At 57.3% G+C, this 21,072-nt stretch carries 21 protein-coding genes; 10 read left to right on the top strand and 11 right to left on the bottom strand.

The window, feature by feature from the left end:
* Positions 1-5 precede the first annotated feature (5 nt).
* The 3 genes from pyrC to AC2T28_RS11550 form a co-directional block, all read right to left on the bottom strand.
* Positions 6-1,046 carry a dihydroorotase gene (pyrC, locus tag AC2T28_RS11560; protein WP_486749143.1) on the bottom strand — a complete coding sequence of 347 codons (1,041 nt, stop codon included), beginning with the start codon at positions 1,044-1,046 and terminating at the stop codon, positions 6-8.
* 63 nt (positions 1,047-1,109) lie between these two features.
* Entirely contained in the window at positions 1,110-2,066 is a 957-nt protein-coding gene (locus tag AC2T28_RS11555; RefSeq protein ID WP_486749142.1) for a phosphoadenosine phosphosulfate reductase, read from the bottom strand.
* A gap of 104 nt (positions 2,067-2,170) precedes the next feature.
* Positions 2,171-3,232, bottom strand: coding sequence for a glycosyltransferase family 2 protein (locus AC2T28_RS11550; RefSeq protein WP_486749141.1), 1,062 nt, complete (start codon positions 3,230-3,232; stop codon positions 2,171-2,173).
* Positions 3,233-3,367: 135 nt separating this feature from the next.
* Between AC2T28_RS11550 and AC2T28_RS11545 the strand changes: the two genes are divergently transcribed.
* The 8 genes from AC2T28_RS11545 to AC2T28_RS11510 all read left to right on the top strand — a co-directional run bounded on the left by AC2T28_RS11545 (position 3,368) and on the right by AC2T28_RS11510 (position 12,227).
* Positions 3,368-4,276 carry an AAA family ATPase gene (locus AC2T28_RS11545; protein WP_486749140.1) on the top strand — a complete coding sequence of 303 codons (909 nt, stop codon included), beginning with the start codon at positions 3,368-3,370 and terminating at the stop codon, positions 4,274-4,276.
* Between the two features lie 61 nt (positions 4,277-4,337).
* On the top strand, positions 4,338-4,889 hold the full coding sequence (locus tag AC2T28_RS11540) for a P-loop nucleotide/nucleoside kinase family protein (protein WP_486749139.1): 552 nt from the start codon (positions 4,338-4,340) through the stop codon (positions 4,887-4,889).
* The gene (locus AC2T28_RS11535) at positions 4,882-6,129 is read left to right on the top strand and encodes a vWA domain-containing protein (RefSeq protein WP_486749138.1); all 1,248 of its coding nucleotides are present in this window, start codon (positions 4,882-4,884) and stop codon (positions 6,127-6,129) included. The genes AC2T28_RS11540 and AC2T28_RS11535 overlap by 8 nt, the downstream gene beginning before the upstream one ends.
* A gap of 131 nt (positions 6,130-6,260) precedes the next feature.
* On the top strand, positions 6,261-7,244 hold the full coding sequence (locus AC2T28_RS11530; RefSeq protein ID WP_486749137.1) for an XdhC family protein: 984 nt from the start codon (positions 6,261-6,263) through the stop codon (positions 7,242-7,244).
* Entirely contained in the window at positions 7,241-8,266 is a 1,026-nt protein-coding gene (locus AC2T28_RS11525) for a molybdopterin-binding protein (protein ID WP_486749136.1), read from the top strand. Before AC2T28_RS11530 ends, AC2T28_RS11525 begins: the two co-directional genes overlap by 4 nt.
* A gap of 115 nt (positions 8,267-8,381) precedes the next feature.
* On the top strand, positions 8,382-8,867 hold the full coding sequence (locus AC2T28_RS11520) for a (2Fe-2S)-binding protein (protein ID WP_486749135.1): 486 nt from the start codon (positions 8,382-8,384) through the stop codon (positions 8,865-8,867).
* Between the two features lie 103 nt (positions 8,868-8,970).
* Complete coding sequence (locus AC2T28_RS11515) at positions 8,971-11,340, top strand: xanthine dehydrogenase family protein molybdopterin-binding subunit (RefSeq protein WP_486749134.1); 2,370 nt, start codon at positions 8,971-8,973, stop codon at positions 11,338-11,340.
* Positions 11,341-11,441: 101 nt separating this feature from the next.
* Entirely contained in the window at positions 11,442-12,227 is a 786-nt protein-coding gene (locus AC2T28_RS11510; RefSeq protein ID WP_486749133.1) for an FAD binding domain-containing protein, read from the top strand.
* 147 nt (positions 12,228-12,374) lie between these two features.
* Here the strand turns inward: AC2T28_RS11510 and infC are convergent, their stop codons facing one another.
* Positions 12,375-12,986 (bottom strand): translation initiation factor IF-3, encoded by a 612-nt coding sequence (gene infC, locus AC2T28_RS11505; RefSeq protein WP_486749132.1) that lies wholly within the window; start codon positions 12,984-12,986, stop codon positions 12,375-12,377.
* A gap of 256 nt (positions 12,987-13,242) precedes the next feature.
* Here infC and AC2T28_RS11500 point away from each other — a divergent pair, with 256 nt between their 5' ends.
* Positions 13,243-13,953 (top strand): translation initiation factor 3, encoded by a 711-nt coding sequence (locus AC2T28_RS11500; protein ID WP_486749131.1) that lies wholly within the window; start codon positions 13,243-13,245, stop codon positions 13,951-13,953.
* 72 nt (positions 13,954-14,025) lie between these two features.
* Here the strand turns inward: AC2T28_RS11500 and AC2T28_RS11495 are convergent, their stop codons facing one another.
* The 6 genes from AC2T28_RS11495 to cobA form a co-directional block, all read right to left on the bottom strand.
* Positions 14,026-14,889, bottom strand: coding sequence for a ferredoxin--NADP reductase (locus AC2T28_RS11495; RefSeq protein WP_486749130.1), 864 nt, complete (start codon positions 14,887-14,889; stop codon positions 14,026-14,028).
* A gap of 140 nt (positions 14,890-15,029) precedes the next feature.
* On the bottom strand, positions 15,030-15,434 hold the full coding sequence (locus AC2T28_RS11490) for a DUF934 domain-containing protein (RefSeq protein WP_486749129.1): 405 nt from the start codon (positions 15,432-15,434) through the stop codon (positions 15,030-15,032).
* Positions 15,435-15,438: 4 nt separating this feature from the next.
* On the bottom strand, positions 15,439-16,218 hold the full coding sequence (locus AC2T28_RS11485) for a phosphoadenylyl-sulfate reductase (protein WP_486749519.1): 780 nt from the start codon (positions 16,216-16,218) through the stop codon (positions 15,439-15,441).
* 4 nt (positions 16,219-16,222) lie between these two features.
* Positions 16,223-17,890: a nitrite/sulfite reductase gene (locus AC2T28_RS11480; RefSeq protein ID WP_486749128.1), complete on the bottom strand. Its 1,668-nt coding sequence runs from the start codon at positions 17,888-17,890 to the stop codon at positions 16,223-16,225.
* On the bottom strand, positions 17,883-18,191 hold the full coding sequence (locus AC2T28_RS11475) for a DUF2849 domain-containing protein (RefSeq protein WP_486749127.1): 309 nt from the start codon (positions 18,189-18,191) through the stop codon (positions 17,883-17,885). Before AC2T28_RS11475 ends, AC2T28_RS11480 begins: the two co-directional genes overlap by 8 nt.
* A complete protein-coding gene (gene cobA, locus AC2T28_RS11470; RefSeq protein ID WP_486749126.1) occupies positions 18,191-18,997 on the bottom strand; it encodes a uroporphyrinogen-III C-methyltransferase in 807 nt (268 codons plus the stop codon). The genes AC2T28_RS11475 and cobA overlap by 1 nt, the downstream gene beginning before the upstream one ends.
* Positions 18,998-19,142: 145 nt before the next feature.
* Here cobA and AC2T28_RS11465 point away from each other — a divergent pair, with 145 nt between their 5' ends.
* Positions 19,143-19,610, top strand: a complete 468-nt coding sequence (locus tag AC2T28_RS11465) for an Lrp/AsnC family transcriptional regulator (protein ID WP_486749125.1) — start codon at positions 19,143-19,145, stop codon at positions 19,608-19,610.
* A gap of 228 nt (positions 19,611-19,838) precedes the next feature.
* Here AC2T28_RS11465 and AC2T28_RS11460 read toward each other — a convergent pair whose 3' ends face one another.
* Positions 19,839-21,020 (bottom strand): cytochrome P450, encoded by a 1,182-nt coding sequence (locus AC2T28_RS11460; RefSeq protein WP_486749518.1) that lies wholly within the window; start codon positions 21,018-21,020, stop codon positions 19,839-19,841.
* Positions 21,021-21,072 lie beyond the last annotated feature (52 nt).

Genomic DNA, 21,072 nt, shown 5'->3' with positions numbered 1-21,072 from the left:
TGGGTTTAGTCGACCGCCCAGTGAACCGCGAAGCCGGGGTCGAACACGGTCACAGGGCCATCTTCCGTCGCGATGTTCTGCGGGAAGCTAACGGGCGCGTCCCGTTTGGTCAGGGTCAGGATTTCCGTATTCACCGGCAGACCGTAGAAGGCAGGACCGTTTTTCGAGGCAAAGCCTTCGAGCTTGTCCAATGCGCCGTCTTCTTCGAACACATGAGCGAGCAGCGATATGGTGTTGGTGGCAGTAAAGCAACCGGCACAGCCACAGGCGCTTTCTTTGTTGTCATCCGTATGCGGCGCCGAGTCGGTGCCAAGGAAGAAACGCGCATCACCAGAGGTTGCGGCTGCACGCAGGGCCAGACGGTGCTCTTCGCGTTTGGCGACGGGTAGACAATAGTAGTGGGGCTTGATGCCGCCAACCAGAATGTGGTTGCGGTTGATGATCAGGTGATGGGTGGTGATAGTGGCGCCCAGATCCTGATCGTTGGATTTCACATAGTCCACGCCATTGGCGGTGGTGATATGCTCCATAACAACGCGCAGGCCCGGAGTGGCCTTGCGGATCGGGTCCAACACGCGATCGATAAACACCGCCTCGCGGTCAAAGATGTCGATGTCAGCGTCGGTGACCTCACCATGCACACACAAGGGCAGGCCAATCTCGGCCATCTTGTCGAGCACAGGGCGCACGTTCTCAAAGTTCGCAACACCGCTGGCCGAGTTGGTGGTGGCCCCAGCCGGGTAGAGCTTGACCGCTTTGATCAATCCACTTGTATAAGCTGCTGCAACATCTGCCGGGTCGGTGTCCTCGGTCAGGTACAGGGTCATCAGCGGGGCAAAGGACATGCCTTCGGGCAGGGCAGCCAGAATGCGGTCGCGATAGGCGGCGGCATGGGCCGCTGTCACCACTGGCGGCACCAGGTTGGGCATGATGATGGCGCGGGCAAAATGACGGGCTGTTTCGGGCAGGACGGCATTCAACATGGCACCGTCACGTAGGTGCAGGTGCCAGTCGTCGGGGCGGGCGATGGTTAGGCTCTGGGTCATTCCGCCGCCCTAGCATATGGACGTTGCGAGGGGAAGTGCCGCCGCAGGGCAGCACTTTGGACTTTAGGCTCTTGTTGGCATGTTGAACTCACCTGCGGTCGCACGTTTTTCCAGCGCTTTGTAGCGCCGACGGAATCGTGGGGCACGCATCCGTTCAGCAACATTGCGACACAGCAAAGTTGTTAGATAGGGGCGGTCGTCTTGGTCCAGGCGCGACACCATCCGGCGCAGATAGGCCATATTCTTGCGCCGGGCACGATACTGCTTCCAGAACCGGCCTGAGCTAAGCTTTCCAGCCCCGGCAAGAGCCAGTGTATGGTAGAGAATTTCCATCTCGATGAGCCGGGTTTGCAGAGCATCCCCCATATTTGCCAGTCGCAAACGGGTGACGTTGGAGCGCGCAAACAAGGTGGCATGCATCGCGTCCAATTGTTCGTAAGGATCATACAAAACAAAGGCGTGATCCGCAGCGTCGAGCATATCAGGGGCATAGCCGTAACGATCGGTAAACGAGGTGCGGCGCATTTCAACAAATCGGTTGTCCCATTCGGACATGCGTGGATCAAGCGTCGCCTGAGGCTGAATTGCAACCACGGTTGCACCCGGGGCAGCTACGGAGAACGCCGCAGCTGAGTAGCCGCAGGGGCCGGCGCCATAAAAGACCACATTGTCAAATTCTTCAAAGAACCCGTCATCGATCAACTGATCAAAGAACCCGTAGATCCGGTTCTCTCGGAACCAGGTATCCCCGTCTGAAATCAAACACAGGTGAGACCAGCCCAGATTTTTGACCAGATCAAAACCCAAGGGCTGGGCCTGCTCAGATAGGCTTTGTATGCCTTGAATGGTCTCAAACGTGACGAGAAGGGTGCTGTCCTGGTCAATGAAGGTGGCGAAGTGCTTGTCGCCAAGCGGCTGGTACATACCATTTTGCTCGGCCAGTTCAGCCATGCGCTTGCGCCACTGATCCGGTGCGAGTCCCGCCAGGCTTTCGTCCAGATTTTCCAGTCCGTCCTGCATCGATGCATTCCTCATAGTCCAGCCACAACATGGGCTGGTTAATCAGAGTAACCACTAGGTGCAAATTACGGCTAAATTGGGAAAAACTCGTGCCAGTTTTCCGGCTATCCCCATTGTATTCTATTTTTCGGGGGCTGACCCTGCTGGGCAAATTGGGTCAGTGTGCGGGCTGTGGTGGCATTGATCAGCCTAGAGGGCGGCGTCATCATCAAGCGGCTGAACAGACTGCGAAAATCTTCTTGCTGCATAAGCGTGCGAAAGCGTTCGTGCCGCCAGTCAACGCCGCTTTTGTGCAGGCTGGAAAGGGTTTTGTCTGCCTTAAGGTCCTGTAAACAAGCCGTAGTTTCATCTGCATAGCGAGAGATTGAGACATCGCTATCGGTGTTGAAGTTTCGTTCAACCCAGTAGTCCATACCTAAGGGCAGATCCGAGTGGTTAACGCGGCCTCGGTCAGACTTGACCACATAGCTTTCCATCGCGCCCAGGGCATAATGGTTCAGTTGCGCCAGCTTGAAATTGGGTTGCCCATAGTTGGAAAACAGGCGTTTGGTTTTGAAGTCAGCGCCGAGCTCGCGGCCTTCGCAATCAAACCAGCGAAACTCTTTCAATTTGTCCTTGTCGGCATTGCGCGGGCGGTGAACGCCGGTTTTGCGATAGGTGCCGTTGTTACGGTACAGCGTCTTGAACATGGCAGCGCGCCAGGGCCAGTGAATAACCTCGGGCGCGCAGCGGGTGAATTGGGATGCCACCGGCTGGTCCTGATAGCGCACCACGTCGCCATTGCCGAACAACCGCCAGGTCAGGGTGATGGCATCGGCTTGCGGCATGGCGTTGGTTAGGTCCGAAAGAATTCCGTCACCCGCGTGGATGTTGACAAACTCATCTATGTCCAGTGTCAGGATCCAATCCGCCTGTTGCACCAGTGGGTGCTTGTCAGCTGTCTTCATTGCGGTGAACTGAATGCCGTGTTTGTCATAGGGACCGTCGTTGCGGACATGGGTCAGCTGCCCAAGATCTTGCAGATGGTCCAGCAGGGTGTCGGTGCCATCTTGGCAGTCGTTTGAAAATACCAGAAAGTCGGTAAACCCCACCGCACGGTGATGCGCCAACCATTCCAGAAGAAATGCAGCCTCGTTGCGTAGGGTGGTAATGGCAAGATAACGCATAGATTTCTCTTTTGGCAGGCTGACCGGGCAAATCGGTTCCTGTGTCATCGCATCGCAAGGCGGCGGGCGTCAACACTCGGTACTTGACGCATCCGCTGGGCCGTGGCCTGTTTGGCCTGCAACCGGAGGGGACAGATGCAGCAGACCGAGACAATCGACCAGGTGCAGGACCTGCTTGGCAATCAGGGCTATGTTTGCGGGCGCGCGCTGGCCACGGTGGTGTTTCTAGCACTGCGGCTGGGGCGGCCACTGTTTCTGGAAGGCGAAGCCGGGGTTGGCAAGACTGAGATCGCCAAGGCGCTGGCCGCCGGGCTGAACCGCCGCCTGATCCGGTTGCAATGTTACGAGGGGTTGGATGTCTCGTCAGCTGTTTATGAATGGAATTTCCCGGCGCAGATGGTGGCGATCCGCACCGCCGAGGCGGCAGGGGCAGCTGATCGCAGTGCATTGCAGGCGGAACTGTTTTCGGATGAGTTCCTGATTGAACGCCCGCTGCTGCAGGCGCTGCGCCCGGATGAAAACGGCGCGCCTGTGCTGCTGATCGACGAATTGGACCGGACGGACGAGCCGTTTGAGGCCTTTCTGCTTGAAGCCTTGTCGGACTTTCAGGTCACGATCCCCGAGTTGGGCACCATAAAGGCACCCGAGCCCCCCATTGTTATCCTGACCTCGAACCGCACCCGCGAGGTGCATGATGCCCTGAAACGCCGTTGCTTGTATCACTGGGTAGATTATCCGGATTTCGCGCGCGAGGTGGAAATCCTACAGGCCCGCGCGCCTGAGGTGAGCGCCCAGTTGAGCCGCGAGGTGGTTGCGTTTGTGCAGGCATTGCGCTCCGAGGATTTGTTTAAGAAACCGGGGGTGGCAGAGACCATCGACTGGGCCAACTGCTTGTTGGCGCTGGATGTAGTAGACTTGTCGCCCGAGGTGATCTCGGACACGTTGGGGGCGGTGCTGAAGTATCAGGATGACATAGCCAAGCTACAAGGGTCTGAGGCTAAGCGAATACTTGAACAAGCACGAGCCAGTTTGGAGGCGACATGATCCTTCATCTGGCGGGAGCTATCCCGGGAGTGCGGGGGAAGAGCCTCCGCGAAGGCTGCTGATGCATCATCCTCTCACCATTCATATCGGTGGCTGGCCAGGATCAGGTAAGCGCACCATAGCAGCTGAGTTGGCAAAACTCTGCGGAGGGCGGGTGATAGACAACCACTTGATCCTGAACCCAGCCAGCGCCTTGTTCGACCGTCGGCAAGAGGAGCATAAAGAATTACGCGAGAAAATTCGCGCGGTGATTTATGGGGCTGCTTTGTCTCTTCCGCCAGATGTGCCGTTGATCCTGACGGATGCACTTGCGGAAAGTCCGGCAGACCGGGCCCTTTTTGCTCCAACTCAGGAACTTGCAGAAAATCGTGGTGGCCGATTTCTCTCTTTTGTCCTGTCTCTCTCGCAAGCGGAAAATGTGAGGCGTTTGACTGCAGCTGAACGAAAAGACCGGGGAAAGCTGATGGATGCTGAAGTCCTGCTTGGGTTCCGTGACCAACTAGAGCTGCTTCGGCCAGAAGGTTGTGTAGACATAGCTGTCGACGGTCTTAGCGCGCGCGAGGCCGCCGAATATATCTACGGTCTCTGCTGCGAGGAGGGGGAGAGTGCCTGAGGTCCTGCCGCTTGATCTGCCGGAGAAACCCAAGTTGGCGCAGAACATCACTCATTTCGCGCGCGCCTTGCGCAAAGCGGGCCTGCCGATTGGGCCGGGGCGGGTGGTGGATGCGGTTGAGGCCGTGGCCGCGGCAGGGTTTACCAGCCGACAGGATTTCTATTGGGCGCTGCATGCCTGTTTTGTCAGCAAGCCCGAACATCGCGTGGTCTTTGCGCAGGTGTTTCGGCTGTATTGGCGCGATCCGAAGTTTCTAGAACATATGATGGCGATGCTGATGCCCTCGGTGCGCGGTGTGCAAGAAGAACAGCCTGCCAAGCCCGGTGAGAAACGCGCGGCCGAGGCATTGCTGGAGGGTACTCAGCTAGACCTTGAGAGTATTGAGAATGAGGATGGCACCGAGATCGAGTTTGACGCCAGCCTGACCATGTCAGCTGAGGAAAGGCTGCGCTCACTTGATTTTGAGCAGATGAGCACCGAAGAGGTGGCCCAAGCCAAGCGGATCTTGTCGCAGATGCGCCTGCCGGTGCAGCCGCTGAAATCCCGCCGATTGATCGCTGCACCGCGCGGTCATCGCCCGGATTGGCGGCGGACCCTGCGGGATGCTACGCGCATGGGCGGAGAGATCCAGACCGTGGCCCGGGCCAAACGGCGAATACGCTGGCCTAATCTGGTGGTGCTCTGTGATATCTCCGGCTCGATGAGCCAATATAGCCGCATCATTCTGCATTTCCTGCATGGGGTGTCGAATTCCAAAGGTGCGGGCTGGGCCAAAGTGCATGGCTTTACCTTTGGCACCAGGCTGACCAATATCACCCGCCATCTGGCAGAGCGGGATGTGGACGTGGCATTGGCTGCTGCGGGGGCAGAGGCGCAGGACTGGGAAGGCGGCACCCGGATCGGGGCATGCTTACATGAGTTTAATCGTGACTGGTCGCGCCGGGTTATGGGGCAGGGAGCAGTGGTTTTGCTGATCACCGATGGGTTGGACCGGGATGATCCAGATGCACTTGCTAAGGAAATGCAGCGGTTGCAGCTATCATCGCGTCGGTTGATCTGGCTCAATCCGCTGTTGCGTTGGGAAGGCTTTGCCCCCAAAGCCCAAGGCATCCGGGCCATGCTGCCCCATGTAGACAGCTTTCGCGCAGGGCATTCGATTGCCTCGCTTGAAGAGCTGGCGCGGGTGATTTCCAGTCCTGACGACATCGGTGAAAAGGCCCGATTGATGGACCTGCTTTGACGTTGTTTGGTCGAGCGAGCGGTGTCAGAGCTTAGAAACGTCACGACATTTCCAAGCACAATATTACTTCCTTGCGTTTTGAGGCAGACGTCCCTGCTGGATAGGGTCATACTGCGCAAGCGGAGGAGCCCATGAGCAATACAGACAAGCGATTTGAGAATGCGCCCGAGACAGCCTTGGACTGGCATCGCGCTGGGCATGGCGTTGTCTTGGCCACGGTGGTGCAGACCTGGGGTTCAGCGCCACGCCGCGCAGGATCAATGCTGGTTGTGCGCGATGATGGTTCTTTCGAAGGTTCGGTTTCGGGCGGTTGTGTCGAAGGCGCGGTTGTGCTTGAGGCGATGGAGGCTCTGGAAGAAGGTGAACACCGTCTGCTGGAATATGGGGTGTCTGACGAGGACGCCTTTGCCGTGGGGCTGGCCTGTGGTGGTACTATCAAGGTGCTGGTGGAGCCTGTGGGTTCCGCCTTGCCGCTGGATCTGCTGGAGCAACTTGTTGCAGCCCGGCAAACGCGACAGGCGCTGGCCTATGAGGTGAACATCGAAAGCGGCGTGCGCCGGTTGCTGCATGATGGTCATGCGGACCGGATGCGGATGGACCGCTCAGGAATGGCCGACGACGATGAAACCTTTGTCGGGGTTCACAACCCACCGCTGCGACTGATCTGTGTGGGCGCGGTACACATCGCCCAAGCGCTGGTGCCGATGGCGCGGATTGTGGGGTATGATCCGGTTTTGATCGACCCTCGTACGGCCTTTGCCAATGGTGATCGTTTCCCCGGTGAGACTATTCTGGAAGATTGGCCAGATGAGGCCGTGGCCAAGCTGGGGTTGGATGCACGCACCGCTCTGGTCTTGTTGACCCATGATCCCAAGTTAGATGATCCGGCGTTACAGGCCGCGCTGACAGCAGAGTGTTTTTACATTGGAGCGCTGGGCTCGAAACGGACCCATGCCAAGCGGGTGGACCGGATGTTGGCGGCTGGATTTAACGATGAACAGATCAGCCGAATTCATGGGCCCGTTGGGCTTGATATCGGGGCTGCTGGCCCGGCAGAAATTGCGGTGTCTATCCTGGCTGAGATGACGGCTGTGTTGCGAGGGAAAGCTGCGTGAAATTTGGATCAGTACCCCTGTCTGAGGCGGAAGGTGCCATTTTGGCGCATTCTGTTGAAGCGGCCCGGAAACCCTATGGGTTGCAGTTTAGCTATCGGATTCCAAAAGGGACATGTCTGACCTCAGATCATCTGGGTGATCTGCGGGAAGAAGGTCTGTCAGAAGTTACCATCTCGCGTCTTGAACCGGGGGATGTCCACGAGGATGCAGCGGCATTGCAATTGGCGCAGGCCATTGTTGTGGATGAGACCGGGCAAAACCTGCGGATCTCTGGGGCCGGTGCGGGCCGGGTGAATCTCTATGCCACGGGTTGCGGTGTTTTGCGGCTGGATCGAGAACGCATTGAGACTATCAATGCCGTAGACCCGATGATTTCCATTGCAACTGTGCCGGATTTCCACCGGGTGGATGCCGATGGCATGGTGGCGACGATCAAGATCATTTCCTATGCGGTGCCAGAGCAGGCGCTGGAACAGGCCTGTGCAGGGTCGGAAGGCGCGATGTGGGTGATGCCTCCTGATTACGCTTCGGCTACGCTAATCGAGACGCGGGTGACCAAGGATATCCCGCCGGAGAAGGGGCGCGCAGCGATGGTTGGGCGACTTTCGCGGATGGGTATCTTGCTGGATGATCGTGTGGTTGTTCCGCACCGGGAAACCGATATCGCTGCCGCTGTTGCGCAGGCTGCCGGTGAGATTGTCTTGATCTTGACTGGCTCGGCCACCTCGGACCCTATGGATGTCGCGCCGCAGGCCTTGCGATTGGCTGGTGGAAAGGTGACGCGGTTTGGTATGCCTGTGGATCCGGGCAATCTGTTGTTTTTGGGCGATTTGAACGGCAAGCCGGTGATTGGGTTGCCAGGCTGTGCGCGTTCGCCAGCGCTGAATGGTGCGGATTGGGTGTTGGAACGGGTGATCTGCGGGATCGATGTTACCAGTGCTGATATTGCGGGCATGGGTGTTGGCGGATTGCTTAAAGAAATCCCAACCCGGCCTATGCCGCGGCGGTCTGAAGGCAGCTAACGCCAAATAGAATGTACACATGTTATTTTTCGATAACACCCTGAAAGTGTTTCGCAGATTGGCAAAGCCGTGCTTAACTCCCCCTAGCCAACTAAAATAGCTAAAGGAGGAGTTCATGACCAAGGTCACAATGACCGTGAATGGAACGACCGCCAGCGGAGAGGTTGAGGGGCGCACGTTGCTGTCCTCATTCCTGCGCGAGCAGTTGGGCCTGACCGGAACACATGTGGGATGCGATACCAGCCAGTGCGGTGCCTGTGTTGTGCATGTGGATGGCAATGCCGTAAAAAGCTGCACCATGCTGGCACTCGAAGCCGAGGGGGCCGAGGTGGCAACCATCGAAGGGCAGGCGGCTGCGGATGGGAGCTTGAATGCCATTCAGGCGGCGTTTCAGGAACATCACGGGCTCCAGTGCGGATTTTGCACGCCGGGTATGGTGATGTCGGCGGCAGCGCTGTTGAGTGAAAACTCCAAGCCGTCAGAGCAGGAAGTGCGCGATTACCTTGAGGGCAATCTGTGCCGCTGCACTGGCTACCACAATATTGTCAAATCGATCATGGCTGCCAGCGGGCAGGACGTCTCGGCGATTGCTGCCGAATAGAAAGTTGTTTTGCGGGATGCCAGAGGGAGGGCGACCCGTGTTTGATACCGAGTATTACCAAGGGGTGCGCCACGGGGCACCGTCCAGGGAGGAGTATTAAAGCATGCCAAAAGACAACGGCATTGGCGCCAGTCCAAAGCGGCGCGAAGACGTAAGGTTCCTGACCGGAACTGGAAGTTATACTGACGACATCAATCTGCATGGGCAGGCTTACGCTGCATTTGCACGCTCGAACGTTGCCAATGGCAAAATCAACAGCGTCGACACCTCCGCTGCCGAGGCCATGCCTGGTGTCTTGACGGTGTTTACTGGCGAAGATTTTGCTGAGGTCGGCGGAAACCCGGCTGGCTGGTACATCGAAAGCCGCGATGGCACACCGATGAAAGAGCCAAAGCGCCCTGTGTTGGCGCATGGCAAGGTGCGTCACGTTGGGGACGCCTATGCCGCCGTCATAGCAGAAACATATGAACAAGCCCGCGACGCCGTTGAAGCAATCAATGCAGATATTGATGAATTGCCGGCTGTTGCAAGCTCTGCCGCTGCACTGGCCGAGGGTGCACCACTGGTACATGATGAAATTGAAACCAACCTGTGTTTTGACTGGGGTTGGATAGAAGACAATCGTGCGGCAACAGATGAAGCGATTAAGAACGCGCCACATGTGACGACGCTTGAGCTGGTGAACAACCGTCTGGTTCCCAACGCAATGGAACCTCGGGCGTCCACTGCGGATTACAAGCCGGGAACCGGTGAATATACACTGTATACAACCTCGCAGAATCCGCACCTCACGCGGCTTTTGATCTCTGCGTTTGTGATGGGAATCCCCGAGAACAAACTGACGGTTATAGCGCCTGATGTTGGTGGCGGATTTGGGTCAAAAATCTACCACTATGGCGAAGAGGCTTTGGTTCTTGCAGCTGCAAAACGGCTCAAACGGCCGGTGAAATGGACCGCAGATCGTAGCGAGAGCTTTTTGACTGATGCCCACGGGCGCGATCATGTCACCAAAATCGAGCTTGCGACAGAAATGGATGGCAGCTTTATCGCCATTCGCACGGAAACATTGGCCAACGTTGGGGCCTATCTGTCCAACTTTGCGACTGTGACACCTACGTTTCTGCACGGCACGCTTATGGCTGGCAACTACACTGTTCCCAACGTCTATGTGAACCTGAAGGCTGTAATCACAAACACAGCCCCAGTTGATGCATATCGCGGAGCCGGTCGGCCAGAGGCGACATATTCGATTGAGCGCGTAATCGACAAATGTGCGCGGGAACTGGGAATTGACCCCATAGCCATACGCCGCAAGAACTTTATCAAACCGGATCAGTTCCCTTATGCATCTCCGGTTGGTCTACAGTACGACACCGGCGACTACGACGCGGTCATGGATAAGCTTGAAGAGATCGGCGATTTGGCTGGCTTTGCAGCCCGTCGCACAGAAAGTGAAGCCAACGGGAAAATTCGCGGCCTTGGCATCAATAGCTACATAGAGGCCTGCGGAATTGCACCGTCTAATCTGGTTGGCATACTTGGCGCGCGGGTCGGGTTGTATGATGCGGCCACCGTTCGAGTAAACGCGACGGGGACACTTGCTGTTATGGTTGGCGCCCATAGCCATGGACAGGGACACGAGACGGCGTTTCCACAAGTGGTTGCCGAAATGCTTGGTATCGACGAAGGCTTGATCGAAATCGTGCATGGTGACACGTCCAAAATTCCCTTTGGCATGGGAACATATGGATCAAGATCGCTCGCAGTTTGTGGGTCTGCCATTGTGCGTGCGACCGAGAAGATTATCAACAAGGCCAAGAAGATCGCCGCTCATATGATGGAGGCCTCGGAGGCTGATATCGAGTTCAAGGATGGGCAGTTCAGCGTTGCTGGTACTGATAAGTCGGTCGCCTTTGGCGAGGTTGCATTCAAAGCCTATGTTCCCCATGACTTCCCGGCTGAAGAGCTGGAACCGGGGCTGGAGGAGACCGCGTTTTATGATCCGGCCAACTTTACTTATCCGGCAGGGGCCTATGCCTGCGAGGTTGAGGTAGATCCAGACACAGGCAAGGTCAGCATCGAACGGTTCTCGGCTGCGGATGACTTTGGCAATATCATCAATCCGATGATCGTGGATGGTCAGGTGCATGGTGGCATTGGTCAGGGTATCGGCCAGGCACTGCTCGAAGGCTGTGTCTATGATGAGGACGGTCAGTTGCTGAGCGCCTCTTATATGGACTACGCGATGCCGCGTGCTGATGACCTGCCATACTATGCGGTGGATCATTCCTGCCAGACACCCTGCACCCATAACCCACTGGGCGTTAAGGGTTGTGGTGAGGCTGGGGCCATTGGGTCACCCCCTGCGGTGGTCAATGCGGTGGTCGATGCGCTGCAGTCGGCGGGTAAGGACGTAACCCATATCGATATGCCGCTGAGCCCCGGTCGGGTTTGGGCCGCGATGAATGGGTGATGGTTTGGGAGCGCCGGGGCAGCCCCCGGACCCCCGGGATATTTTTAGCCAGATGAAGCAGGGATCCGTAAGGATCCAGGCTGTCTGAGGAAGGAAGCGAAATGTACAATTTCGAGTTTGAGAAGCCTTCATCGGTTGCGGATGCGGTAGCGGCATTGGCAAGTGAAGAGGCGCAGGTCTTGGGTGGGGGGCAGACCCTGATCCCGACCATGAAGCAGCGATTGGCAAGCCCGGCCAAACTGGTGAGCCTGAGCGGTATTGCCGAAATGCAGGGCGTGTCGGCTGACGGTAGTTCGTTGAGCGTTGGTGGAGCAGTGACCCATGCCGAAGTTGCAGCGCTGGCTGGCGGCTATCCGGCACTGGCTGAAATGGCCGGTCACATTGGCGATCCAGCGGTGCGCAATCGCGGTACCATTGGGGGTTCTTTGGCCAATAACGACCCGTCGGCGGATTATCCGGCGGCGGCGCTGGCCTCGGCGGCGACTATTGTCACCAATGCCCGTGAGATTGCGGCGGATGATTATTTTCAGGGCATGTTCGACACTGCACTGGATGAGGGTGAAATCATCACCGCGGTGAAGTTTGCGGTGCCGCAGGCGGCAAACTACCAGAAGTTTGTGCAACCAGCTTCGCGCTTTGCGCTTGTGGGGGTGTTTGTCGCCAAGCATGCCGACGGCGTGCGAGTGGCGGTGACTGGCGGATCCGAGGAAGGTGTGTTTCGCTGGAGCGAAGCCGAAGCTGCGCTGGATGCAGACTTCTCGGCAGATGCGATTGCAGGCCTGACACTAGATCCATCAGGTATGATTGGCGATCTACATGGAACCAAGGAGTATCGGGCACATCTGGTTGGCGTGATGACCAAGAGGGCGGTGGCCGCGGCAGGCTGACGCCACTCATTGCAATTGGTGGAAGGTCGCCCCATTCGGGCGGCCTTTTGCGTTATTGTGGATGCGCGCTAGGGGGGTGAGAAAACAAAAACGCCCTCGTGCTGGGTGGCAGCGAGGGCGTTTGAAATTCTAACGGTTGTTAGCGTCTTATCTAGGCAGTGGACCAATCAGCATAATCATCTGACGGCCTTCCATTTTGGGCATGTTTTCGACTTTGCCGTGTTCTTTGATGTCGACAGCCACACGCTCCAGCAGTTCACGTCCCAGGTTCTGGTGGGCCATCTCGCGGCCACGGAAACGCAGGGTAATCTTTACCTTGTCGCCGTTTTCCAGGAACTTATAGACGTTGCGCATTTTGACGCCGTAATCATGGATATCAGTGTTGGGCCGGAATTTGACCTCTTTGATCTCGATGATCTTCTGCTTCTTGCGCGCTTCGCTTTCCCGCTTTTGCTGTTCATACTTGAACTTGCCAAAATCCATGATCTTACACACGGGCGGGTTGGCATTGGGCGAGATTTCGACCAGATCTAATCCGGCTTCCTGTGCCATGAGCATGGCTTTGGCGGGTGTTACTACACCGACGTTGTCGCCATCGGCACCAATCAAGCGAAGGTCGCTACCACGAATTTTTTCGTTGACGCGCGGGCCGGTGTCGCGTTGCGGCGGCGCATTGTGAGGTCTGCGGGCTATGACGGGAATCCTTTTGTCATTGCGTGAAATTACCTGAAAAGTAACGCTCTCAGGCGCGTGATTCAAGCTGTTTGCTTCGTATGACCGGGGAGAGTGAGGTTTTCAAGGCATCTTTCCGACAATGTGGCAACGAAGTTCACCAGAAAGGGTAGTTTTTGTTTGTTTTTACGGAAATTCACGCATCGGCCAAGTTTGGCCGTTGAGGTAGCAATCCGATTTTTCCCCCTTGAGGTGGTGTCCGGGTAGGGCCATTTCGCATCTCACAAACGATGTGTGAAATTTGCGTCGTGACTATTGTAAACACTACCAAGGAGATTGATTGATGAAACCTGCTGTGATTGCGCTGGGTATTGGGGCTGCTGCTATTGGCGGCTACGTATATTATACAAAAATGGAAGTGCCGACTGAGGCTGTTGAGCCTGGTGTTCTGGAGCAGGCAACTGAAGCTGCGGAAGGCGCTGCCGCAACTGCGACAGAGGCTGTAAATGACGCTGTGGAAACGGCGACAGAAGCGGCTGAGCAAGCGTCTGAAGCTGCCACTGATGCTGTTGAAGCAACTACTGAAGCGGTGGGTGAAGCTGTTGAAAGTGCAACGGAAGCCGCGCAAGAGGCCGCGACGGACGCAGTGGAAGCCGCAACTGATGCAGGTGCCGAGGCCGCTGCTGTGGCCGATGAGGCTGCAACTGCCGCAACTGACGCAGCCACCGCAGTTACCGAGACTGCAACTGAAGCAGCAAGCGAAGCTGTTGAACAGGCGAGCGAGGCAGCATCAAACGCAGCCGAAGCCGCAACCGAAACAGCAACTGCTGCGAGTGAGGCGGCCAGTGGTGCTGCAACGTCTGCTATGGACGCGGCTGCGGGTCTGTTGACGGCTGATGGTTTTGATCTCGACAGGGTTGTAGAGATGATTTCAGGCTCGTCGCTGGACGAGACCAAGAAAATGATGCTGACCACTGCAGTTACCCAGGCCAAAGACAACCCGGAACTTCTGAGCGCTGCTCTGGATCAGGTTAAAGCCGCTTTGGGCATGTAAGCTGGCTTGAAGACACGACAAAGGGCGTCCTCTGGCAAAGAGGGCGCCCTTTTTGTTTGTGATAAGGGGAGCTTAGTCGAGGAAGGCTTTTTCAACTACGTATTGAGCAGGCCTGGAGTTGGCGCCTTCTTCCAACCCGTAGTCTTCGAGCATGTCCTTGATTTCAAGGTTGAAAGCCAGGTTGCCGCAGACCATGGCGCGGTCGCTGTCGGGGTTGATTGGATCAACGCCGAGATCGGTGAAGGCCTCGCCCGAGCGCATCAGATCGGTGATGCGGCCCATCTTGGGGCTCTCTTCGCGGGTGGTTGTTGGGTAATAGCGGATCTTGTTCAGGTTCTCTTCGCCAAGCAATTCGATCATCATCTCGTCTTTTTTGAGATTTTCGATCAGCTCGGCACCGTAAGTCAGCTCACCCGCAGTGCGGCAGGTGTGGGTGATGATGACTTCGTCGTAGTCCTCATAGGTCTGCGGGTCACGCAGCAGCGAGGCAAAGGGGGCAAAGCCAGTGCCAGTGGCGAAGAACCAGATCCGTTTGCCGGGGATCAGGGCATCATGCACCAGGGTACCAACCGGTTTGGGGCGCAGGATGATTTCGTCGCCAACCTGGATGTGCTGTAGTTTCGAAGTCAGCGGGCCGTCTTGCACCTTGATTGAGTAAAACTCCAGTTCGTCATCCCAAGAGGGAGAGGCGATGGAATAGGCGCGCAGCAGTGGTTTTTGCTTGCCGGTCTTTGGGTTCACATCGCCCATCAGGCCGATCATCACGAACTCGCCCGAGCGAAAGCGCATCGAGGCGGGGCGGGTCACCCGGAAGGAAAACAGCTTGTCTGTCCAGTGCTTGACCGCGGTGACGGTCTGGGCGTCCGGAAGGGTTGGAACGGCTTTTACAGGCTCGGCGTTGGTGGCGGCATCGGTCACAGGGGTTATCTCGTTCATCGGTTACACTGCCGACTGCATAGCCGACACCTCTGATTAATCGTTGATATGGGTCAGGAAAAGGGGGTGTTTCGAAGAAAACCGGCAACCGCGTGGGTTGCGGCACCGGAATTCCCATTTTTCTGACGGTAAATGTCGGCTTAGGCCGCAGCCGAAGACCCTCCACGCATGCGGGCTTGATAATTGTGTTGTTGCCAGTTGGCGCGGGCCAGCCATTGGTCCTCGGGTTGGCGGGTCGCCAGTTCGTCGTCGATTTCCACATCATCAAAGCCACAGCGGCGGGCCATGGCATATTGATCAGCTAGCACATGGCCATAGGCGCGCAGGTGGCCGGTATATCCGTTCAGGCGCAGTTGTTTGGCAATGGTAAAGCCGCGACCGTCGGCAAAACTGGGGAAGTTGATGCGGACCAGCGTAATACCATCAAGGGCGCCAACGATGTCTGCTGGGTTGGTATCCGGCGCCAGATCAAGAACGTTTGTATCGTCCGGGTCGGTGGTCAGGGTGTTCGGGCTGAACCCGCTATCTGTTACGACAATAGTCATTTGCTCATGCTCCTGTGCGTACAAACTGGCCATCCAAGACGTGAATGCCGCATTCTTCTTTGTTCTGATCGCGCCAGCGTCCGGCACGGGGATCTTCGCCTTCTTTGACAGGCGAGGTGCAAGGCGCACAGCCGATCGAAGGATAGCCCTTGGCCACCAGTGGGTGACGGGGCAGGTTGTTTTCATCCATGTAGGCGCGCACGTCTTCGGGCGCCCAATGGGCCAATGGGTTGACCTTGATCCGTCCAGTGGCGCCATCCGGGGTTTCTTCTACCTCGAAAAAATCAAGCGCCGCGCGGCTGCCAGCCTGGAACCGTTTGCGACCCGAAATCCAACCGTTGTAGCCGGTTAGGGCCTGTTGCAGCGGCGCGGTTTTGCGCAGGGCGCAGCAGGCGTCTGTGTCGCTGAACCGAAGCGCGCCGTATGGGTCTTTCTCGGCGATATCCTTGGCCCGGATGATCCGCAAGTTTTTCAGGCCCAGCCGTTCTGAAACTTCGTTTTGGTAGACCAAGGTTTCGGTGAACAGCAGTTGGGTATCGACAAACAAAACCGGCGTCATTGGGTCGATCACCGCAGCCATATGCAGCAGCACCACGGATTCGGCACCAAAGCTTGAGACCAGTGCAATCCGGCCCACGTCTTGCAGGGCGCCTTGCATGACCGCATTGGCCGAATGATGACGGTAGCGGGCGTTCAAGTCTGCGACACGATCCGCCAGCGTATCCTTTTTGAGAAGGTCACTGGGGGATGCGCCCCAGGCCTTGTTGTTGTCCAAATCCCCCATCGGATCACGCAGCCTTTTGTTGCGCATCTGGGTAGAGCGCAGCCTTGAATGGTGCCAATCCCAGACGGCGATAAGCTTCGAGGAAGGTTTCCTCGGGGCTGTCGCGCAGTTCAAGATAGGCCGCTACGATGCGTTCCACCGCTGGGACGATTTCGTCATAGGCAAAGCCAGGGCCAGCGCGTTCGCCAACCGCAGCAGACCAAGTGGCGTCGCCCCCCAGAGTGATCTGGTAGTTTTCCACACCAGCGCGATCCAGACCCAGAATGCCGATGTGGCCCACATGGTGGTGACCACAGGCGTTGATGCAGCCTGAGATCTTGATCTGCAGATGACCAATGTCATGCTCTAGCTTCAGCTCGTCAAAGCGAAGGGCAAGCTGTTCTGCAACCGGGATCGAGCGGGCGGTGGCCAGTGCGCAATAGTCCATGCCGGGGCAGGCGATGATGTCCGAGATCAGCCCGATGTTGGCTGTGCCCAGGCCATGCTGTTTCAGCTTGGCGTGGATCGCAGGCAGGTCCGATTTGTGGACGTGCGGCAGGATCACGTTTTGCTCGTGGCTGATGCGCAGCTCGTCATAGCCGTATTCGGCAGCCAGATCGGCCATCACTCGCATCTGTTCAGCGCTGGCGTCGCCGGGGGTGGCACCGTGTTTCTTTATCGAGATGGTGACGATCGCGTGCTCGGGATCCCGGTGCTCGGCCAGATTGGTGTCAGCCCAGGAGCGGAACACTGGGTCAACCTTGTAAGATGTTTCATAGACTGCGGTCGTGCCTGAACGGAATGCGGGAGCTGCGAAATGAGATTTGATCTCGGCTAGTAGTTCCTGATCAGCACCTTGGAAGGTTGGCTTGATCAGCGCAAAACGCTCTTCGACGCGGGCGCGGATGTCATCCATGCCGTGCTCGTGCAGGGTGATCTTGATGCGGGCCTTGTACTTGTTGTCGCGACGGCCGATTTGGTTCCAGACCGAGACCACCGCCTCAAGGTAAGGCAACAGGTCAGCACGGGGCAGGAACTCGTTGATCACCTTGCCGATCATCGGGGTGCGTCCCAAACCGCCACCGATCAGGATCTGATAGCCGATCTCTCCAGCATCGTTCTGAACAACACGCACCGCCAGATCGTGTGCTTTCAGCACTGCACGGTCCTTGGCAGCACCGCCAACTGCGATTTTGAACTTGCGGCCCATGAACTGGAATTCCGGGTGATCGGTGGACCACTGGCGGATCAGCTCGGCCACGGGGCGCGGATCTTCGATTTCATCGGCAGCGGCACCGGCGAAGTGATCGGCGGTTACGTTGCGGATAGTGTTGCCCGAGGTCTGGATGGCATGCATGCCAACTTCGGCCAGCGCGTCCAGCATGTCCGGCACGTCGCTTAGCTTGGGCCAGTTGTACTGGATGTTCTGACGGGTGGTGAAGTGGCCATAGCCCTTGTCCCACTTTTCGGCCAACAAGGCCAATGTGTTCATCTGGCCTGAGTTCAGCGAACCATAGGGAATAGCGACACGCAGCATGTAGGCATGAAGCTGCAGGTACAGGCCATTCATCAGGCGCAGGGGTTTGAACTCGTCCTCGGTGAGAGAGCCGTCAATGCGGCGCTCGACCTGGGCACGGAACTGGGCGTTGCGCTCGGCCAGAAAGGCGGCGTCGAAGTCGTTGTACTTATACATGGGCCAGGGCCTCCTGCTTGCCGTGGGCATAGTTCGAAGGCCCGGTGCGGCGGAACTCCTCGCGGAAATGGGTGGGTTCTGGGCCGTTGTCGCCAGACACTGCGTCAGCCAGATAGGCGCCAACAACAGTGGCGGGCTGGCTTTGGGCGTCGAGCAGGCGCAGCTGGGCGTGGGCCTCGTCTGTGATTAGCTCGGCCTCGGCCAGATCACGGCTCCAGGTGTCAGCGACAGTGAGATAGATCACATCGCCTTCGATCAGGTGGTTGGCGGTGATCACTTTAGGGGTAAAGGCGCGGGCCATTATGCATGCTCCAGCTTGAGATCGGTAAGGGCGGCTAGGCTGGCACGGGGCGCCAGACCAAAGAGGGTGAGGGCAGGGCCGTTAAATTCGGCGTCGGCCAGATCATCGGGCAGTTTGTCTAGGGTTGTTTCCAACACGCGCTGGTCGGCGCGTGAGGCGTTTTCTACGATGGTCAGAGGTGTATTGCGGTCGGCGCCATGCATGATCAGGCGGCCTTGGATGAAACGGGCGGATTTCTTGCCCATGTAGATCGCAGCAACTTCACCGGAGCGGGCCAGTGCAGCCCAATCGTGATCGGCAAAGCCCTTCATGTCGTGGCCGGTCAGGAAACGAACCGAGGCGTTACGGCCGCGTTGGGTCAGGCTTTGACCAATGTCCGCCACCGCAGCCGAGGCCGCAGTGATACCGGGAATGACGCGGTAGGTGATGCCAGCCAGATCGCAGGCGGTGAGTTCCTCGTCGAGGCGGGCAAAGATGGCTGGATCACCGGCTTTGAGGCGCAACACCCGCAAGCCGGACTTGGCCAGCGCTACCATACGGCCACAGATCTCCCGCTGGGTGACCTGTGGGCCAAAGCCCTCTTTGCCAACGTCCTGAAGCGCACTCGAAGGCCCGGCCAGTTGCAGGATGTCATCGCTGACTAGACGGTCATGCAGGATTACATCAGCCTGTTGCAGCGCTTTGAGCGCCTTGACGGTCAGCAGGTCAGGATCACCGGGACCGGAGCCCGCAAATGTCACTTGGCCCGGCTGCATACAGCCAGTGCCGTGTGGGGCATCGGGTGTTTTGGGCATTTGGTGCAGCATGGCGGCCTCGTGGGTTGCAACTGAATTGATCTTAGATATAGGAAATAATCCCACATCTTTGCTATATGCTGACGTGAATAAGAACAGGCATTCCATTCTGTGGGGCTAAGTGGTAGAAAAGTTGCCAAACACGAGGGAAGTGAAAATGTCGGTACGAATTGATGCCACGGATCGGAAAATTTTGGCGGAGCTGCAGCGCGATGCCAGTCAATCATTGGATGAAATTGCCCGAAATGTGGGGAGTTCTAAGACGCCTGTGTGGAATCGCATCCGTAAATTGCGTGAGGCTGGGGTGATTGGTCAGCAGACCGTTGTACTGGATGCCGAGGCACTGGGGTTCGAGGCCTGTTTTTTTGTGCTGATCCGTACATCTGAGCATGAGGCGGACTGGCAGGCGAAATTCCTACAGGCGCTGAGGGATCGCGCGGAGGTGCAGGAAGCGCACAGGTTGGCGGGGGATATCGATTATATCCTGAAAGTGCGGGTACAGAACGCGCGGGCCTATGACACCTTTTATCAGGCGCTGATTTCAGAGGTGCGGGTGCACAATGTGACGGCGCTGCTTTCGATGGAAGAGATTAAATCCACCACTATGTTGCCACTGGAGAGCTGAGGCTGAACCAAATTGAACGCTTCCGCGCACTGTTATTCAGGTCGTGGAGAGGTGACGTGCCGCCGATAGGATGGAGCTGGGTGAAAGAACTGAATATGTGTTGAGAAGCGATTAAGGGCAAGTTTGTCCTTAATGCGCCATGTCGAGTTTGTGTTAAGTCGTGCCAGCGTCAAGGACAGGCCGCGCCAGGGCGCGGTGGCCTTTGGCCATCCTTGACCCCGGCAAGACTCAAGCTGTGACCATCAGCCGGGTCAGACCGTGGAAGTGGTAGGTGTTGCTGAACTGTGGTGGTTCCGCCAGTGCGAGATTGGGGCAACGCTCAAACAGGATCGGCAGGGCAAATTTCATTTCCAACCGGGCCAGCGGTGCGCCAACACAGAAGTGTAGCCCGCCACCAAAAGCGGTGTTGGTCTTGATCTCGCGGGTGGGGTCGAACGTTTCGGCACCGACAAAGCCTTGGGGGTCGCGGTTGGCGGCACCGAGCAATAAGGCCACTTGATCGCCGCGCTGGAACGTGTGGCCAAAGACCTCGATCTCTTCGTAGGCGTAGCGGGTGAACATGTGTAGGGGCGGGTCGTAGCGCAGGATTTCCTCAACGGTGCGATCGATGCCCTCAGGTTTCAGCCACTCGGGGTTCAGACCGTGCTCAAGTAGGCATTTCACTCCATTGCCAATGCTATGCACAGTGGCCTCGTGTCCGGCGTTGAGCAGCAGGATGCAGGTGGCAATCAGCTCGTCTGTACTGAGGCTCTCGCCTTCTTCCTCGGCGGTGATCAGGCGGGTGATCAGGTCATCGCGCGGGTCGTTGCGACGTTGGTCAATATAAGTACGCAGGAAGTCGGTGAATTCTGCCGAGGCGCTCGCGGCGCGATGCTCGGTCTCACTTGTACGGCTGGCCTGATACATTGCCACGATGTCATGTGACCATTGCAGCAGTTTTGGCGCCATGTCTTCGGGCACGCCAAGGAGGCGGCAGATGATGATTACCGGAATCTGAGTGCAGTAAGTGCTGAGCAAATCAAACGGTGTGTCAGGAAAGTCGTCAATAAGCTGGTGGCAGAGCGTTTCAATATCGTCGCTGAGCGCAGTGATGGCGCGCGAGGTAAAGGCGCGCAGGATCAGTTTGCGCAACCGGGTGTGGCGCGGTGGTTCAGCATCGAGCAGTGAATGTGCCTCGGTCATCAGAAACGGGGCCAGATGTTCGGGCCCCGGCTTGGCCATCTCGGCTGGGATCTCGCGGCCAAAGCGGCGGTCTTTGAGCAAGGCCTGTACGGCATCGTAGCTAAAGGCGGCGGGCATGTTGTACTCGGTCCAGAACTGCAACGGGCTGCTGGCCCGTGCCGTTGCATAGAACGGGTAAGGATTTTGAACAAAATTGGAATCGGTCGGGGATTGGGTCACGGTTATCATGGCCGCACAGTCGCCAACCCGGCTGGTCAATGCAAGGGTGGCTTTGCTATTG

The organism is Parasedimentitalea nitratireducens, assembly GCF_057444295.1.
Note: the sequence above shows the minus strand (reverse complement) of the source record. Positions and strands in the feature narration are given on the sequence as shown.